The sequence below is a fragment of the Marixanthomonas spongiae genome, from assembly GCF_003095375.1.
Lineage (GTDB): Bacteria > Bacteroidota > Bacteroidia > Flavobacteriales > Flavobacteriaceae > Marixanthomonas > Marixanthomonas spongiae.
This window is the reverse complement of record NZ_QEHR01000008.1, coordinates 80805-99113: the sequence shown is the minus strand read 5'-3', so window position 1 is coordinate 99113 and position 18309 is coordinate 80805. Positions and strand designations below refer to the sequence as shown.

Sequence of the window (18309 nt, the reverse complement as noted above, 5' to 3'; positions counted from 1 at the left end):
GTGTAGTGGTTTTTTCTTCACAAATAGTTGTCACCGTAGCGAATGCGTTATAAGAGTAAGTTGTAATTTTCACTTGGTGGAAACAATAATTCAATTCCCTTTGGTTTTATCTTGAACAAAGGCCCTTTTTCAACAACCTTGCCTTTAGAGTTCCGCTTAATTAAATGGTCAAGAGTTATAATTCCCTGTTCGACGAGCAAATCAAATTGAGAAGTAATCGGTTTTTTGGTATGCTCAACAAAAGTATATTGAAAATGTTCTCTTCCATCAATTCTGGTACTTTCAGCTTCTACCCAAAAAGTTTCCTTGTGCTTTGCCTTTAATCGGTTGTGCAACTTGTCAAGTGTCCAAATCACAAAATCTCCAATCTCTGGCTTATCTGAATTTTCTATTAATTGTGCTATGTCACTGTCAATTCTTAAGTTCAATCCTTGTGAGTTTCTTGTTATAGCCGAAACAGTACAATACAACTTAAAATCATCGCCACGGTCATATCCAAATGCATCCAAAATCTCAGCTGAACTTTTGAATTTACTCAGTTTCCAATTTGGTACTTGAGCGAAAAGATTTTTGCGATTTGTTCTATTACTTCGATATGATTTAAGTTCAATACCTTTGTAATCAGGATTTTTTGATGAATTCATTGGTATCTTTAATGCGCGTTCAAGCGAACGACCAACAGCTGTATCAGCATCAACCATTGAAGGGACAGGGCCCGAATTAGCAACCTTTCTCAACATTGCTAATAGTTCAAATGCTACGGTGTTCTCGGAACTGTTTATTTCTGCTACAACTTCTTGAAATGGATTCTGTATAGTAGAATTCATCAAAGATTCGACATCTAATTTTGTGAGATTGAAAATATGAAATCTATTATCAAAAAAGGTAATTGCGATAATATCATTGGCATCAGCGAATTTTGTCAATCCATAAAACCAAATTCTTGGGTCTCCGTTTTTAGTAATCGGTCGATATAAAGATGCTTGTTTATTAAAAGTTTTGAAACCAGTATGAATTGTTGTAGGTATCATTACCTTGTTTTTCGGACCTTGTTGTTGTAATCCATAGTCGTGGATATTCTTATCCTTTAAGTAGCTACGGACTGAGCCAGTTGCATCCATAATTGACTTTTTCAACCCGGTTTCGGTTGGTTCAATAAGGGTTAAAGAAACTTGGTTTTTAGTAAGAAGTTTGAGTTTAGACTGCTCGGCGTTGGATAGTTCTCTCATTTAATGTTTTTTAAAATTTCATTGGCTATTGCTCTTGCCATTAAAGGTGGAACTGCGTTTCCAACAAGTGTATATTGTGGCACCTCTGTTTTTCTGTTATTACCGCCTGTCGATCGTTTACCTTGAAAGACAAACGAATCATCAAACGATTGCAATCTTGCCATTTCTCTTACTGTCAAAGCTCTTGGTGAGTTGTAATGAATGTAATCATCCGGTATGGTCATTATAGTTGAGCTTTGTTCTTCTGGTTTGAGAACATTATAATTTCTCTTATTTGAAGCAAGCCCACGCTTTTTGAGTTCTTTTTGTGCGTCTTTGTAATTTCCGCTTTTAAGAATTACTTCAAGTCTCTTTATGACCTTTTTATTTTGATTGCTTGTTTTATGGTTGTTTAAAATATCAAAGAATTTCTCTCCACTTTCAAGACCTTTGGAATTTTTGACGTAAAATGGTTTGGTTTGTGGCTGGTAGCGTTCAATTAACCTTCCTTCTTTTGACCACTCCGCATAGGATTTACCATTTCTGGAATTAGGTTTACCATCAATTTTTCTCTTTTTTAAAAGATTTTCCATCTTTTTAGCAGTACCATTATACTGAGTGCTAATGTCAACCAATTCATAACGATGGGCTTCTTGATTATTGCCAACAAAATCTAAATCGTATAGTGCTTCGAAAATTGTCACTTTATCGTCTTCCGATACGGTTGGTGGAATTTCAGAGATAAAGTTTTGGTCTTTTCTGCAACCAATAAAAAGTACTCGTTCTCGATTTTGAGGAACACCATAATTTGATGCATTTGCAACAAATGGCTTTTCGATTTTGTATAGACGAATGCTTTTGAGAATTATCTCTAATTCTTGTCTTTGAACTTTGTTGCACAGCTGTTTTAGTAAATCTATTGATTCGTCGAAGGTTGATGTATATATTTTTAAGGCCGTGATAATGTCATCACAATCCTTTTTGTATTTTGAAGATATTTTTAGTGCTTTAAAAGCTTTCTCGATTCTGGAGATAACATTTTCAGGACTTATCTCAGTAAGGAAGTTTGTAAAGGTGTCAGTGAAATGATCATTATTTACATTACAATAATCCTTTTCTTTTATAATATCTCGCTTGAGTTTATTCCATTCCTTTGTTCGTGCTAATAAATTGAAGCCGTGCCGTATGGTATTTATATTATCGTCCGTTTTGCTTGTTTTGTAATCAGCAATTTTTGGTGTCAGTTTCTTAAATCGATTATCGATAAGGTTCACAAATTCTTCTCTGCCATAATCTTTATCCCTTTCGGAAATCGCTTCCAACTCAATTCGCTTAATAATTACATCAAAAACGAATGAATTTGATTCTTTTTTTACTTTTCTTGTGAATGAAACCAACCGAGGAATTTCTTTAACATCAACAATAGAATTGATTTCTTTAAGGATTAAATCTTTGATTTTCCCTTGTTCCTTGGTCAAGATTCCTTTGACATTTTCCATAATGAAATATTTAGGCTGTAGCGCCTTTATAACTTCTAAGTAATGAGTAAACAAGTCATCTTTCTTATCAAATTTCTTGCGCTTTCCAGCAAGACTGAAGCTTTGGCAAGGTGGGCCGCCGCAAACAACATCAATTTTTCTTTCGCCAATTTTGTGAAGTAAGTTGTCGAGAAAGTCGGGTTCGGTAATATCCTGAGTCAAGAATTCAGCGTCCAAGCCAAGTTGATAGTTATAACGAACAACGTGTGTAAGTTCGCAATTTTCGTTGATGTCATTTGCAACAATGAAATCGAAGAATTTATTGTTTTGTTCTGCTTGTAAAAAACCTTCGCTAAATCCACCAGCACCTGCAAATAGATCAACGAAAGTGAATGGTTTTCCATAGAGCGATATTTGCTCTTTGGCAATACTTACAGTGTTGTTTTCTTTGTAACAGTCAATGTGTTCGTTTAATATGGTTTTTACTTCTTTTTGTTCAAACTTTTTTTTGTTTGAATGATGCAAAAGCTCGTCTGCCCTTTCGCGAAGGTAATTCAGGTAATGATTCAGTTCGTGAGATTCAACACTAATGCCGGTTGCTCTTTGTTTTTTCTTATCAAATTTTTCAGGTTGGATTTTTTCTCCAGTTGCTATTTTAATTTGACTTCCATTACAGTTTATTCTCAAATGTATAGGAGCAAGTCCCTTCTTGTCAGTTTTGTCGAGATAAAAATTTATTGTTGCCATATTTGCGGACACTTTTACGTACACGGACAAATCTACGGACATTAATTTTTATTTTCTAATAAATTTTTATATTTCTCTGTTCGGATACAATAGCAGAAAAAACTCTTTCAGTTTTTCAGCGTATGTATCTGGTGGGCGACCGTATTCAAATAAAAGGGTTTCGGGGCGATGTGGTAGAAATAAGTTATTTGGACACCTCCATTCTGGAATGCAGTGGCGATTACTTGGGCAACGACAGAAGGAGTGGCAGGGTTATCCGGTTTCCCAACAGTTTGATATTAAAAGAAGAAGTGACCAATTATTCCGGTCCCCAAATGCCTTTTATCCGAAATGAAACCCCACTGCAAATAGCCTACACCAGCGATCTCAAATTTGTGGAAAACTGTCTTCTGGAGGCAGAGCAAAAAGACTTTAAAGAACAGTACCCGTACCTTACCACCCATAAAAACGACGAATGGGAACCCATGGTCTATTTCAGGATCAACACATACGCCTGGATGGAAGCAGTGGTTTCGTACCCCGTGGAGCCCACCGATACCACCGGCCGCCGAAACCGTATTCTAAAATACGCCCTGCCCAAACTAAACGAAGCACCCGGTAAGGTCCAATTTCCCGAAGGGACGTTGCGGTAGGGAACTGAATAGTCCGCAGGTTGTTTTCATTGGCACCCGTTTTATTTCTATTTTTCCCTCAAAATTTTCTCCATTTTACGACCTTTTGCTAATTCGTCTACCAACTTGTCTAAATACCGAACCTGTCGATAAATTTCAAATTCATCCTCAATCTCTTCAATTCGATAGCCACATATAACCCCTTTAATCAGATGTGCGTTTGGGTGTAATTTTGCTTTTTGAAAAAATGTTTCAAAGGTTGCCTCCTCCTTAATAAGTTCTTGCAAATCCTTTTCATTAAAACCCGTTAGCCAAGCTATAACTTGGTGAAGTTCTTCTTTTGTTCTGCCTTTCTTTTCTACCTTGGTCACATAGTGAGGATAGACAGATACGAATGTCATAGTTGCAATTTGTTTGTTTTTTTTAGCTGTTACTTTCATTTTAATATCATTTTATTGCTTTCTCATAAAGTCAAACGCACCTTTTCTCAGTTGTATCCCATACTCTAAATAAGCTTTCATACAAGCGAGGAAGTTTGCCCAACCACCCGAATTTTCCAATGCCCATGTCAGGTTTTTATCATTAAGTTCCTTTCCGTTTTCGTTTACTCTAACTATGGTGCTATTGTCGGGTAATTTTTCTAAGGTAATGGTAACAATGGTTTCAGGATCCCAAACAAAGGAAATGGAACGGTTTGTTTCAACCTTAACGTCTGTTATAGGAAACCTTTCAGGAAATTCAGGAAATTTCCAAATCACATCTTTTCCTGTTTCCAGTTGTCCGCTACTTTCTGAAATGAAGTAGTTGGTCATTTTGGCTGGATTAACTATTCCTTCAAAAACTTTCTCTACCGGTTTTTGAATTTGTATAGTAGCATTAGATTCTAGTTTCATATAAAATTCCTTTAGGTGTTGAATAGCCCATAGTCTGTTCTAATTGGTGCTAACGTCTCGCGTATAACCACAATTATGGTTTTAAAGTTACTTAATTTTTGGGTTAAGCAAAGTCGTTAGCAATTCTGGGTGGATTCAGCCTGTCCTGAGCACAGCCGAGGAGTAGTCTCCCGAAGCGTCGGGATGCTATAATTGTGGTTTGGCATCAATGAAAAAGCAGTAATCGAGTATCTTAAATATTCACTTAAAAAAAAATACTAATTTTAAAGAACTGAGCTAATGCTTTTTATAGGATACAAGGTTAACCACTGGCTTTTTATTCAGTGCAATCGCCTTTTGAAACTACAAAACAAGAAGTTCTGGGTTGTGTTAAAAGGTGTTACATGGTCTTCTGTAATACACTTTATTTTGTCAAATCCGTTATTTAATTCAGCCGTTAATTCTTTTTCGTTGTATTGTTTTATTTCTAGGCCACTACATTTTTCTGGTCCATTTTTTGAAAAGGTGCCGATTGTCAAGAAACCGTTTACACAATTTCTTGCAGTTTTCATATATTTTTTTATTTGGTCAGTCGTTGTTAGAAAATGAAAGGTTGCTCTGTCGTGCCAAACATCAAAAGTCATATTTGGTTCAAACTCTGTAATGTCGCTTACAATCCAATTTACTTTACTTGCTTTTTCTCCAAGTCGGTTTTTTGCTTTTTCAAGTGATTTAGAAGAAATGTCAAGCACGGTAATATTTTCAAATCCTTCGTCAAGCAAGTAATCAACAAGTTTACTGTCTCCACCGCCAATATCTATTATTTTCGCAGTTTTTTTGAGTCCGAATGAATGTATAAATTCAAGCGAAGTTTTCGGTATTTTTTGAGTCCAACTTACTTGGTCTGGGTTTTTAGTTTCATATACTGTTTCCCAATGTTTTTTTCTGTCTAATGTCATTGTTGAGTTCGTTTTTTCAGCTTGTTGCCAGCGGTTGCGTATAACCGCCAGTTACAGGTTTAAAGTTACCTAATTTTTGGTTTAAACCAAGGCTTTAGCAATTCCGAGTGGATTTAGCTTGTCTTGAGCGCAGCCGAGGGGTAGTCTCCCGAAGCGTCGGGATGCTATAATTGTGGTTTAGCATCAATAAAAAAGCAGTAGATCCAATACCTTTAAAGTATTCTAAAAGAATAAGACCTGCCCGTCCGGCAGGCGGGTATGAAAACTGCACCCACTGCCCAACCTAAGTTATACATTGGCATTGACATCCACAAACAGGGCTGGAATATTCACTGTGCACCAGTCTTTTTAGTGACAAGCCATTCAAAAAAGGTCGATGACATATGGGGCCTGCCTTGCCGGTAGGCAGGTGCGGAGCAAGTTATATGGTGTTGAAATATTGATAATCCTTCGGAGTTATCAACATTCCAACACCCCAAAACCATCATTATGAAATAATTAAAATAAAAATATTATTTTTGAAGAACAGGATTAGTGCTTTTCATAGGATACGTTGTTGGCAATAGTTATTTTACTTTATGTTCAAATTTAAAAGACTGTTTTTTATTTGTAACTACAATCTCATAAACTCCCTTTTTCAATCCGAGATTACAGTTATCTTTTTTACTTTCAACTTCTGTGATATCAATTGGAACAGCTAGATTTATATCTTCCCCTTTTTTAAAAGCTAAAACCATAATTGGAAATTCAATTTGAATATCAGTTAGTGAAATAGAAACGTTTTTATTTCCATTTTCGAATAACCAATTAGGTCTATCATCAATATATTTTGTATTTGGATGAAGCACAGCTATATCAGTCCAAGCCTTTCCACGTTGATAGCTCAATGGTTTATTATCTTTGTCAATCAATACTGACGATTCTTTAATATCTAATGCTTTTAAAAGAGGATGATTGTATTCAGGTTTACTTTTCTCGCTATAAAATACTTGATTAATAGTCAAAGGATTTATGTTTGTATATTCAGTTAATCTTCCAGCCATTGCTTTTTCCCAAGAGCTATGATTTCCCTCTAAGGCGTGATCATAACCGCAATGGATTAAGAATTTTTCATTTGGTTTGGAATTGATTACATTCTCAATATTTTTTGCTTGTTCAATCTCTCTTGGTTTCCCACTTCCTTTCCCCATATTTTCATAAGCAAATAGTTCATATCCAATTTCAAGGGCATCTCTAACTAAATTGCCAAATTGAGGGTCTTTGATATACAAACCCGTTTGTTGAGTTGGGTATTTTCTTTTATTAAGAGCTGAAATTAAACTATCATTATTTTTTAATGCCTCAAGTCCTAAATTTTTATACCCATTTTCAAATAGCTTTTTAAGAAGTGATTTTGTAAATACTCGATGAAAGGAATTGTGGTGAGCTTCATTAATAATAATTACTTGATTCTCCTTTGCTTTTTCTATAATATACTCACTTGCTTTAATTTTCGAATACTTCTGATTAATAGAATCTATCTGGGATTTTGAAAAGGTTTTTTCTGTTGTTCCCATTGCCAAATCCCATTGAATTAAAGCATTTTTATAATCTCCTTTTAAAGCATAGTTAGAAGCTGAAATTTGATACTTCCAAGGAACAGTATCTTTTTCAACATCATTCTCTATTTCAGATGATAATTTATATTTTGGTTCAAAATCAATTTTTTCAATCACTCTTTTTTCTTCTTTACAAGAGGTGAATAAAATGATGATTGCAAATATGTAAAATGTGTTTTTCATAATTATTGCCAACGTGTTTGTATATGATTTGTTGCGTACTTTAAGTACCTAATTTAGCAAATAAAAACCGAATAGAAAATCCGCGAGGACTTTCGTAAGTAGGCTATAACTAGCAATGAATTATAGCATCAATAAAAAAGCAATAGATCCAATACCTTTAAAGTATTCTAAAAACAATAAGACCTGCCCGTCTGGCAGGCGGGTATAAAAACTGCACCCACTGCCCAACCAAAGTCATACATTGGCATCGACATTCACAAACAGAGCTGGAAGATTCACTGTGTCACCAATTTTTTTAGGGGCAAATCATTCCAAAGAGGCCGGCCACATATAGGGGCTGCCTTGCCGGTAGGCAGATGCGGAGCAAGTTATATGGTTTGAAATATCTTTCAGGATTCTCAACATTCCAACACCCCAAAACCATCATTATGAGATAATTAAAATAAAAATATTATTTTTGAAGAACAGGATTAGTGCTTTTCATAGGATACGGTGTTGCCCACAGTTATTTATTCATTATACTGTTTTTCAGTTTTTGGAATTCAGACCACTTATTTGAAGGATAATCTTCTATGATTAAACTTGAATCTCTTGAAATAACTCTATTTACAATTCCGCTATGAGAAAAAGATGACTTTGAATTAATCTTCAGTTTTGTTAGTTCCAAAATTGAAGTTTCAATCAATTCAATTTGCTCACTGTTCAATTCAATACTATCGATTCCTCGTTCAAGCTTTTTGTATTCATACCATTTTTTAATTTCTTCGTTTTCCTTTGGCGGTTCTGGTGGTTCATACGAACCTAAATATTTAGCATACTTCGCATAATAATTTTTTCCGTCAGAATAAACTAATATTATATCTGTATCACCGCCCCATTCGCCGTATTTGTCATCTGTATGAGATAATTCAATTTGGTTCCATCTATCGACATATTTTAATTCAGCTTCATTAACATTTTTAGTCACGTCAAAATCAACTGAATTTTCAGCTTTGATTTCAGCTTTCTTATCAGAGCAACTCGCTAATAAAATTCCGATTGTTAATGTCAGCAGGATTTTTTTCATAATTGTGGGCAACGTCTCGCGGCTAAAAACAGTTCCTGTTCTATCCGCTCGTCTAAAGTAAGGTTATTTTTTTTAAATCACCGTCTGTTCCAAAAAAAGCAGGACAGGTATTGTTTTTAGGCGCTGTTGAGTTTAGTTTTTATTTCCCCGGTGCGCCCACCTTCATAAAAACGGAGTTTGGACATTTTTACCGTGACATTTTAAAAATGCCTTTTGGGGCATTTCAATGGATGCCGAGAACCTGTTGCATAGCCGGAGCTATGCGATCGTTTTCTTGGGTTTTTGTTGGTGCGGTGCCTTTCGGTGTTTCAGGGGCAGGGCAATAAAACCACTTGACTTTGTCGTTTTATTTCACTACCTTGGCCAAGTCTTTGTACGTTACAACGTTCTGAAAACCAGTTTTCAACGATGCAATCGAAAGACTTGGGCGAAAGGTTTTCAACCTTCCCTGGAACACCGCCCATCCCTTTCCCAACAAATCCATTGCGATAAAAAGCAAAAACTGTTCAAATTAAATTCAACGTGTTTATATAAGCAGTTATATTACATTTATCTTCCTTATTTGGCATGCTAAGAGCAGCTTTTATGCTTTTAACCTATTCTTATTTTATTTAATTAAAGGGAAGTATCTTTCAAATATACTCAAAAAACCCAAACCTCAAAATGCTGTTTGTTTGGTCTTGGCTTTTAGTGCTGTTTTTCCCCGTTAGTAGTGGTGTTTTATGCCTCGACACCCAACTATCCATCCAATAAATTAATCTTTTAAACCTCCTAAAAACCATTTTGGGTGCATCTAGAGATACTTCGGGTTTACTTCGGGTTTAATTCGGGTTTGATTCGGGTTTGATTCGGGTTTGATTCGGTTATGGTTCGGGTACGGCAGTGGCAAACTCTTACATGGATTAAGCAGGGTTTCGTTTCAATCCGCGAAAGCCGGGTGCCATCAAAGGCGTCCAAAACCTAACCATACCGCATTCCCAAAGCTACAACACGTCATCAAAACCTCCAATAAATTGCAACTTATTGACAGCAAATGACGGCCTTTGACGACCATTGACGGCCATTGACCGAGCCTGCAAGCTGTTGCAGAGGTATAACGGTATATGACGACCGTTGCATCCGTTTGCATTCAATTGACAATGTTTGGAAAGAATACTCTAAATTTCAGGGGTTTTGTTCGGGTTTCCTTCGGGGATCCTTCGGGAACGGGTAGGGGCTATTTTCCAAAAATGCACGCTTTCCCGAACAAAGTCCGTAGCAAATCGCAACCATACCAAAAGAAAAGCCTGCAAAACGTGTGGTCTGCAGGCTAATGCTTAGCGTAAAGCGTGCTTTAAGCGGTTGGTTTAGAGCGTAAATGCATTGTTGTTTACAAAAAACAGGCTGTTTACAAACAACAACTTCCCATTCTGCCAAAACGACCGGAACAGCACATCGTCCACCAAATACACCACACTTCCGTTGCCCACACGGTCTTCCCCAAATACCAACGAATTGGCCAACCCTTTTTTGGCATCGGCCCCTGCAAAGCCCGAAACATTTGTTGCTTCGCCTTTTATGTAGCCTACGTTATAGCCCGAATCTAAAAAACCGTAAGCACTGCTGCCCAATTTTAAACTAAAATAAGTATCGCCATACCCAAAAGCCATCGGGTGGGAGGGATCCATCGTGACCTTAAAAATACTTCCGGTAATCATGTTCTTGGTGTTTTCCTGTTCGCGCTGGTCATAGGGTGTGAGGTTATCGTTTGGGGTGGCCGCGCCGTTTTCTTCTGCTGCATCGTTTTTAGTGTGTTGTAGCGCAAAACCGTCCTTGCCTTCAAACTGGCTCACGGCTTGGCCTATGGCGATCACTTTCCCGCCCTTGCGCACCCAGTCTTCTAACTTGGTAAAGGTATCGTCGTTCAATATATGCCCGTACCAACCGTCGGGCATCACCAGGACATCGTAATTGGTTAAGTTAATAGTTCCAATATCATCGGTATTGATAGCCGTAACAGGATAGTGTAATTGCTGCTCAAAAAAGTGCCATATAGCCCCATAGCTCAACGACGAGGTGCCCTCTCCCTGAAGCACGGCAATGCGCTGCTTGTTAATCAGTTTAACGTCTGGCGAACCAAAATCGGTCATCGTATCGGCAAAACTGGTGTTCGAGGCGTACAGGTTCCGTTTGTGTTTGTTGGCAAGTTGGGTTACGGTAGTATCAAATTCTTTGTTGCTTTTATTGTCGCTTCGGGTAATGATTAAACTTCCGCGGTCAAAGGTATTGCCGTTAAAGCGCAATTTCTTTTCTGAAAAACGCACGCGGATGTCGTGTTTCAACAAATCGGCCAGAAAAGCAGCATCGTCCATACTGTCCCACTTGGCAATATAACCGGCTGCATTTAAAGCTGGGGCATTACTTTTAAAAGTAGCAGGCAGATTGGCAGTTGCCGAAACCAAAGAGGTGCTCGCCACGGCATCCAACCCATACGCATATGGAAGGCTCCACGCAGTAATATCATAGGTTACCGGCGTGGAAAGTTTTGTTTTGGGCTCAAACAACACCTCTACCATCCTCCCTTTTGGCTGATTGGTACTCACCACCAAGGCGGGGTCAGCTTTTATTGTTCCTTGCTCGCCATTGGCATAGTGGTAGCCGCTCACCGAGCCGTTATTTTTAAAACCATAGGTAATGTCGTGCGTGTCTAATAATTCGGTCAGCGCATGAATGTTATCGGCGTTTCCGGTAAGCACGTAGCTTTTGTATTTTGAATTGGAAGGGGTAAAGAACTGTTTAAATTCCGAAGTTAAGGCCGCCGCATTGTTCGCAGCCACTTCTATGGTGGAAAGCCCCGTCGTGGTATGATGGGTTAGGCGGTCTTTTAAAGTGAGCTCAAACCCTTCATCGGTGTTGATGCCCAAGCCTGCCCGTCCGTGGCCCGCTTGTTCATACGTCATCCCAATGGCGCCCATATAAATAGGGTAGGTGTCGCCATAGCTGGGGTACAGCAAATCGAAACGTTCGCGCGTAAAGAACAACCAGCCTTCCTCGTCAAAATACCGGGCATTGTTTTTTCCTATTTTGGTCTGAAACTCCCGCTGGAAAGGCGTGATAATCTCGTGAAACGGCTCGGCAGCAGGGGCAAAGTAATAAGGTTCGTTAATGCCTTGTTCGTGAAAATCTACGTGAACGTGCGGCATCCATTGATTATAAACCTTTAAACGCTGCCGTGTTTCCACTTGCGACGCCCACGCCCAATCGCGGTTTAAATCGAACAGGTAATGGTTGGGGCGCCCGCCTGGCCAAGGCTCGTGGTGTTCGGTTGCGTCTTGCGCAGGGTTATAGGGCGTTGCCTTTACTTGATTGTACCAGTTTACATATCGGTCGCGCCCATCGGGGTTTACCGAAGGATCCATAATAACAACCGTGTTCTGTAACCAAGATTGTTTTTCGGTAATTAACGTATAGAGGGTGTTCATGGCCGCTTCGGTACTGGAAGCTTCATTGCCGTGTACGTTATAGCTTAGCCAAACGATAGCGGTTTCAGGACTTGCAGTACCGGGCTGAAGCCCGATGCTCTTCAGGTTGTTCAAACGGATGGTTTCTAAGTTCTTGATGTTTTCTTCTGAAGAAATAACGGCGTAGCTAAGGGTTCGGCGTTCGTAGGTTTTTCCGTACGGCTGATAGGTCACCATACTGCTGTTTTTGGCCACGTGCTCAAAATAATCGACCACATCGGCATTTCTGGTAAACTGAGTGCCAAGCGGATAACCTAAAAATTCAGAAGGCGATTGAAGCTGCGCCAACGATATAGCTGAAATAAATAAAAAGAGGAGTGTAAAACGGGTTGTCATGAATTAGGTGTTTTTTTGAAAGGCTAAAGATAGTTGAATTTATAGAAATAGTTGGATGCTGGATGCTAGGTGTTGCGTCTCGATACAATTTTGTTTGTCCTTACCGATCACCCAAAACGCATCTCATCTGTATAAAAAAAGTAAAGGCGGTTGAGTGAATTTGTAAGCCTGGCAAGGATTACAGATTTGTACCGAAACCCCGGCTCTAGGCTGTAACAATAAAAAACACTATCATGTTTTGGTGTCTGAGTGAATTTGGGAGCCCCTTAGGGATCACAAATTAGTATCGAAGACACTGATTCCAGATGCTCAATAAAAGTGTCCAATCACCGATGCTTTAAAATTTCAAGAGCATAACTTTCATAAAAGATAAGGCCGGGATTGTTCTTTAAAGTGTAAAAAGTTCTTTAATTTGTAATGATAAACCCAATGTACAGTGAAAGATACTTATACCCATAAAGGCAAGCGAAAACAGTTGGTGGAAACCTTAAAAGCCAAAGGAATAGAAAATAAAGCCGTATTGGAAGCCATCAATGCCATCCCTCGGCATTTGTTTATGGATTCAGGCTTTATTGAACATGCCTATGTGGATAAAGCATTTCCCATCGCTGCAGACCAAACCATCTCACAACCCTATACGGTAGCTAGACAAACTGAGCTTTTGGAGGTTTCAAAAGGCGATAAAGTATTGGAAATAGGGACTGGTAGTGGGTACCAGACGGCTGTTTTATTGGAAATGGGGATCACGGTGTTTTCCATAGAACGCCAAAACGAACTCTTTAAAAAAACAAAGCGCTTTTTACCAAAGCTGGGCTACCGGCCCAAACGATTGATATTTGGCGATGGATACAAAGGCTTGCCAGAAGAAGCCCCCTACGATGGTATTGTCGTCACCGCAGGCGCACCCTATGTGCCCAAACCGTTAATGGCACAATTGAAAATAGGCGGTAAATTAGTGATTCCGGTAGGGGAAGAAAACCAGATTATGACCGTTTTCACCCGTACATCGGAAAAAGAGTTTGAGAAAGAAGAACACGGTGCGTTTCGGTTTGTACCGTTGTTGGAGGATAAAAATTAATCTATAAAGCCTAAAAACTTCAGCCCAAAGATAAAGGCGCCATCACTGCGGCCATTATAATACGACCGAACGTAATCCAACCGTAAAAACCTAAAGTTGCCAAAACCGAGGTTATCGATCCCTACTGAAAACTCGCTGTACGGTTTGTTGTTGTCAATACTCAGTAAATGCGCTCCAGCCACCAAATTAAAGTTCAACTGATTAATGCCGGGTATTTTTCCGAGGATCCAACCTTTAAAATCGTGTTCCAAATGTCCTTCAAAATAGCTTTTGTTGGTACTCAATTGGTAATAGGGCAATAGGTTAAATACATTGGTGTACTTTGAAGAAGTCCCGAGACGTGTCTGGTTACCGTTAAAATGCTGATAATCTACAAAACTGATGTTTTCGGCATTAAAAAACGTCCCGGCTTTTAAATTATAGGCAAATTCGCCTTTGGTGCCGGTATTGATGTTTTGTGATAAACTAGCACGCAACTGGCTGTAATTATAATCGTCATTTGATGCCCCCAAACCATTTTCAAAAGTCACGGACAAGGCGGGATATTTAGTATTTCCTAAATTGTATTTTCCATCAGGGTACGTCATATACTTTTGACCAAAGGTTATATCGGCCCGAACGCCCGTTTTAAAAATATGGTGCTCGTCAATAGCAGCATTGTTAAAATCTGAGGGGTTAAGGGGATTATTCGAAGTGTAAGAAACATCCTCGTTGGGTATCGTTACATAATCGGTAGTGTTAAACAGCGGTTTCCGTTGTTCGTAGCCGAAATTGGTAAAAATCCGTAGTCCATTGAACAGTTCTTGACTGTAGGCAGCTTTGGCGTAATTTAATCCGTACAGCTTCATATAATTCCGTTCAAAGAAAAGACTGGAAACGGTGTTTACAATAGGCGAAATAGGTGCTTCGGCATTAAATTGTTGTACTTTACTTCCGCCTAAAAGCGATAAACGCAATCTGTTGGTGCGGTTAAAGTTTTTGGTGATTCCGCCCGTAAAACGTAGCCTATCTTCTGAAATTCCATAGTTGGCATCGCCGTAGATGGAAAGCCATTCGGTTTGGTTTTCATCATACCATTTAAAATACCGAAGCCCGGCACTGGCATTCCAACCTTGAACCGTATTGAAATTAATGCCAGGGAAAATACCGTCATAGCTTACACTCCATTTATCATAGCTGTTTTTATAGGAATAGCTGGTAACAATATCCAATGGTTTCACTTTGTTGGAGACCGAATCCACAGAGTCTAAATACGTTTTCGATTTCCGAAGTTCTTGTATGCTGTCTTTTCTTACATAGTCACGCAACTCTTCATCGGTCAACGGAACAGGTCGTGTGCCTTTCCAAAACAGGCTGTCTTTTTTATTGGCGTTTTCAGTAAACAACAAAACTTCATTGGTGAACGATTTTTCAGAAAATTGCGGCTGAAAATCATAGTTGCTATACACGGCAATAAACTGTCCATCGCCTTGAAACCCTAAGAATTTAAAGCTAAAATCGATGGTTTGAGAGCGTTTTACCCAACTGTCGGTTTTAGTGTCAAATTTAAAATTCTGTTTAAACAGCAGTTTGTTGACCATAGGCACTTGAATGGCCGAACCCGTAGTGTTGAGTTCCACGCCGTACAATTGCCAATCGTCTTCCACAATATAGATAAACCCGTCCCACACGCGGTCTTTTGGACGTTTTGGCGTTACTTTTATCTTGTTGATGAGCTTGTTGCCTTCGTAAAAAACGCCGTCAAGTTTATAGGTGTAGTAATTTAACGCATTGTCGGCAATGGGTGACACGATAGAAGCGTTGAGGTTCACAGTGTTTTCATAAAACGAAAAATTAGCGTCCTGCGCACTGTTAAAACTGAAGCCATTGTCATTACCACTCACTTTACTGGCAATTATTTTTTCCTTAAAATCATCCGGTTGTCGATAGGCAATCTCGCTAATGGTTTCCGAAAGGTAAATGATCCCCGTTCGGGTAGAATCGAGTGCGCCGTCAAAATCGCCTATTTCTTGGCCCAGAACTTTTTCGGGTAAATCTTCTACGCGCCAAATGCCCCGGGAATAGAAATCGGCCGTAAAAGCGGAGTGTTTTTTAAGGTTCTCTTTCCGTTTGGCAATGGTTTCGCGGATAATCCGGTAGGCAGGATCTTCGGTATTGGAAACCACCACTTCGTCAAGACTGACAGATTCTTCATCCATGGTAACATTTAAAACGTACGGAAAAGAGGTAGCGTCAATGTTTTTGGTCACTGTTTTGTAGCCCAAGAACTGAAAAATGATTTCGTATGTATTGGCTTCGGAAACATCCAAACGAAAATTTCCGGTATCGTTGGTAGTCGTACCTTTGTAGGAATCTTTGAGGTATATGTTTACAAAAGGAAGCGGATTGTTGTTGGTATCGGTTACTTTCCCAACGATTTGAGCTTGCGATATGATGGTTGAAAGTAGGGCAAAGGCGAGTACAAATCTGGTCATAGATCGTGTTTTCTTAAAAGACGAGGAAGAAATTGGATTGTTACTGCAATGCACCAATTTTTAAGTTTAAATTAGAATCCATTATTAAAGCGATTCAGTTTTCAAAATTAATGTCATCCATCATCCATCATCCATCATCCATCATCCATCATCCAGCATCTAATTATTAAACGCCTTCTTAATACGGCTTAAATTACGTTTGCTTTCCCGTTTTTTAATGGCTTCGCGCTTGTCGTATTGCTTTTTACCTTTACATAGGGCTATATGCAGTTTGGCCAGGCCGCGGTCGTTGGTGAACAATTTTAACGGAATGATGGTCAAACCTGTGTTTTTTACTTCTTTTTCCAGTTTTTTAAGTTCGCTCCGGTTTAAGAGCAGTTTGCGCTCGCTCTTGGGGTTGTGGTTAAAACTGGTGGCATGCGAGTATTCCATCACCGTCATATTGATCACGTACAGTTCGTTGTCCTGAAACTCGCAAAAACTTTCGGCAATGGAGGCTTTCCCTTCACGTATTGCCTTGATTTCGGTTCCTGCCAAGACAATACCGGCGATGTAGGTATCTAAGATTTCATATTCGAACCTCGCCTTGCGGTTTTTTATATTTACGTTTTTCTGAAGTGCCATAGACCACAAAAATAACAAGTTTAACATACTATCCTTTTAAAACTATCATAAGTTTTGCGAGCTATTGCTTACTTTTGGTATAAAACACCGTGATGAAAAATGTAGCCTTCCTTTTATTGCTTCTTTTGACAGTGGCGTGTAAAGATTCCAAAGATAAAACAAATGGAGATACTGCCTCCGAAGAAAGTATAACGGCCCAAGCCATTATAGACAAGGCCATCGACAAGGCCTGCAACGGCAATTGTGACCGTGCTGAAATAGCGTTCACCTTTCGGGACAAAGCCTATAAGAGCAAGCGTTTTGATGGTGAATACGAGTTAGAGCGCATCACCAAGGACTCTGTGGACGTAACCCGCGACCAATTGTCCAATTTTGGCTTTACGCGCTGGGTAAATGACATTAAATTGGAGTTGGCAGATACCACGGCTTTAAAATTGGGCAATAGCGTAAACTCAGTGCATTATTTTGCGCAATTGCCGTATGGATTGAATGCCCCTGCTGTTCAAAAAAAATTAATCGGCACCGATACGGTTAAAGGCGAACCGTATTACGAAATAAAAGTAACCTTTAAAAAAGAAGGCGGTGGCACCGATCATGACGATGAGTTTATGTACTGGGTGCACCAAGATGATTTTACGGTAGATTACTTAGCGTACAGTTATGAAACCAATGGTGGTGGCATCCGTTTTAGGGAAGCGTACAACCCCAGACGGGTGGAAGGCATTCGCTTTGTAGATTACAATAATTATAAAACCGATGATTTAAGTACGCCACTTTCTCAACTTGATGATCTTTTTGAGGAAAATAAATTACCGCTGCTTTCCAAGATTGAAAATGAAAACATAGAAGTGAAACTGCTTAATCAATGGTAAGCAGTTGTACTTTTGTTTTGTCGCCTACCACAGTAACAATGTATAGGCTGCCGTTATCGGCGTCGTCTATGTCGGGATACCGGTCTTCACCAATTATTTTATTGACAAACTGTGGCGTGGTATCGCTGTGGCCAACCACCAAGACCGTTTTACCTTGGGTGCGCATTTTAAAATCTTCGCTGTACAGGTTATCGGCTGAATAGGGCGTCAATTTCACATCGCTCTGTAACGAAATGGCCGAGACCGTCTGTTGCGTGCGTTTATATTCCGTGGAATAAATTTCGTCAAATTTTATATTCTGAAACACCTTGGTCCATAAAGCGGCACGGGCGATGCCGTCTTCGTTGAGGTCTGGGTCTTCGTTGTTGGGGTCGCTCCGGTCTTTTTCGGCGTGGCGAATAAAGTAATAGGTGGATATTTCAGGGATCTCGGTTTCAGGTTTAGGTGGTTTCATATCAGCACAGGAATACAGTAATATAAGTAAAATACAAAGTGGTACTATCTTTTTCATGTTTTCTATTTTTTCTGAAGTAATTATATAAAAACCAAATCATCAGTCTTCTATCTCACGTCTATTGGTAAAATAACACTTTTTAAGAAATTTTAGCTATAAAATAACGATATATCAAGAAACTTTATAAATCTCTTATGTAAAATCCTGTGCCATTCAACTTATCTTTATTCTATTAACTTTAAAAACAAA

14 protein-coding genes are annotated in these 18309 nt (G+C 39.0%); 3 read left to right on the top strand and 11 right to left on the bottom strand.

Going from position 1 to position 18309, the window contains the following annotated elements; all coding sequences use genetic code 11:
• Positions 1–47: 47 nt before the first annotated feature.
• On the bottom strand, positions 48–1229 hold the full coding sequence (locus DDV96_RS12890; protein ID WP_116695183.1) for an MvaI/BcnI restriction endonuclease family protein: 1182 nt from the start codon (positions 1227–1229) through the stop codon (positions 48–50).
• Positions 1226–3433, bottom strand: a complete 2208-nt coding sequence (locus tag DDV96_RS12885; protein WP_116695214.1) for a DNA cytosine methyltransferase — start codon at positions 3431–3433, stop codon at positions 1226–1228. Before DDV96_RS12885 ends, DDV96_RS12890 begins: the two co-directional genes overlap by 4 nt.
• Before the next feature lie 122 nt (positions 3434–3555).
• On the opposite strand from DDV96_RS12885, the gene DDV96_RS12880 reads away from it, so the two are divergent.
• Positions 3556–4065 (top strand): mechanosensitive ion channel family protein, encoded by a 510-nt coding sequence (locus tag DDV96_RS12880; protein ID WP_116695182.1) that lies wholly within the window; start codon positions 3556–3558, stop codon positions 4063–4065.
• Positions 4066–4112: 47 nt separating this feature from the next.
• Here the strand turns inward: DDV96_RS12880 and DDV96_RS12875 are convergent, their stop codons facing one another.
• The 6 genes from DDV96_RS12875 to DDV96_RS12840 form a co-directional block, all read right to left on the bottom strand.
• A complete protein-coding gene (locus DDV96_RS12875; RefSeq protein ID WP_116695181.1) occupies positions 4113–4484 on the bottom strand; it encodes a DUF2200 domain-containing protein in 372 nt (123 codons plus the stop codon).
• Positions 4485–4496: 12 nt separating this feature from the next.
• Positions 4497–4937, bottom strand: a complete 441-nt coding sequence (locus tag DDV96_RS12870; protein WP_116695180.1) for an SRPBCC domain-containing protein — start codon at positions 4935–4937, stop codon at positions 4497–4499.
• A 320-nt stretch (positions 4938–5257) separates the two neighbouring features.
• Positions 5258–5875 (bottom strand): class I SAM-dependent methyltransferase, encoded by a 618-nt coding sequence (locus DDV96_RS12865; RefSeq protein WP_116695179.1) that lies wholly within the window; start codon positions 5873–5875, stop codon positions 5258–5260.
• Between the two features lie 566 nt (positions 5876–6441).
• Positions 6442–7656, bottom strand: a complete 1215-nt coding sequence (locus tag DDV96_RS12860) for a hypothetical protein (protein ID WP_116695178.1) — start codon at positions 7654–7656, stop codon at positions 6442–6444.
• A 505-nt stretch (positions 7657–8161) separates the two neighbouring features.
• Entirely contained in the window at positions 8162–8722 is a 561-nt protein-coding gene (locus DDV96_RS12850; protein WP_116695177.1) for a hypothetical protein, read from the bottom strand.
• Positions 8723–10068: 1346 nt separating this feature from the next.
• Positions 10069–12558, bottom strand: a complete 2490-nt coding sequence (locus tag DDV96_RS12840) for a M14 family metallopeptidase (RefSeq protein ID WP_116695175.1) — start codon at positions 12556–12558, stop codon at positions 10069–10071.
• A gap of 436 nt (positions 12559–12994) precedes the next feature.
• Here DDV96_RS12840 and DDV96_RS12835 point away from each other — a divergent pair, with 436 nt between their 5' ends.
• Complete coding sequence (locus DDV96_RS12835; protein WP_116695174.1) at positions 12995–13636, top strand: protein-L-isoaspartate(D-aspartate) O-methyltransferase; 642 nt, start codon at positions 12995–12997, stop codon at positions 13634–13636.
• Here the strand turns inward: DDV96_RS12835 and DDV96_RS12830 are convergent.
• Together DDV96_RS12830 and smpB are read right to left on the bottom strand one after the other, a co-directional pair.
• Complete coding sequence (locus DDV96_RS12830) at positions 13633–16110, bottom strand: DUF5686 and carboxypeptidase regulatory-like domain-containing protein (RefSeq protein ID WP_116695173.1); 2478 nt, start codon at positions 16108–16110, stop codon at positions 13633–13635. The two genes, DDV96_RS12835 and DDV96_RS12830, sit on opposite strands and share 4 nt — an antisense overlap.
• Before the next feature lie 159 nt (positions 16111–16269).
• Entirely contained in the window at positions 16270–16761 is a 492-nt protein-coding gene (gene smpB / locus DDV96_RS12825) for an SsrA-binding protein SmpB (RefSeq protein ID WP_240607724.1), read from the bottom strand.
• Positions 16762–16826: 65 nt separating this feature from the next.
• On the opposite strand from smpB, the gene DDV96_RS12820 reads away from it, so the two are divergent.
• Entirely contained in the window at positions 16827–17606 is a 780-nt protein-coding gene (locus DDV96_RS12820; RefSeq protein ID WP_116695172.1) for a DUF6503 family protein, read from the top strand.
• On the opposite strand, the gene DDV96_RS12815 is transcribed toward DDV96_RS12820, so the two are convergent.
• Entirely contained in the window at positions 17593–18117 is a 525-nt protein-coding gene (locus DDV96_RS12815) for a SixA phosphatase family protein (protein ID WP_240607723.1), read from the bottom strand. The genes DDV96_RS12820 and DDV96_RS12815 overlap by 14 nt on opposite strands.
• Positions 18118–18309: the final 192 nt, after the last annotated feature.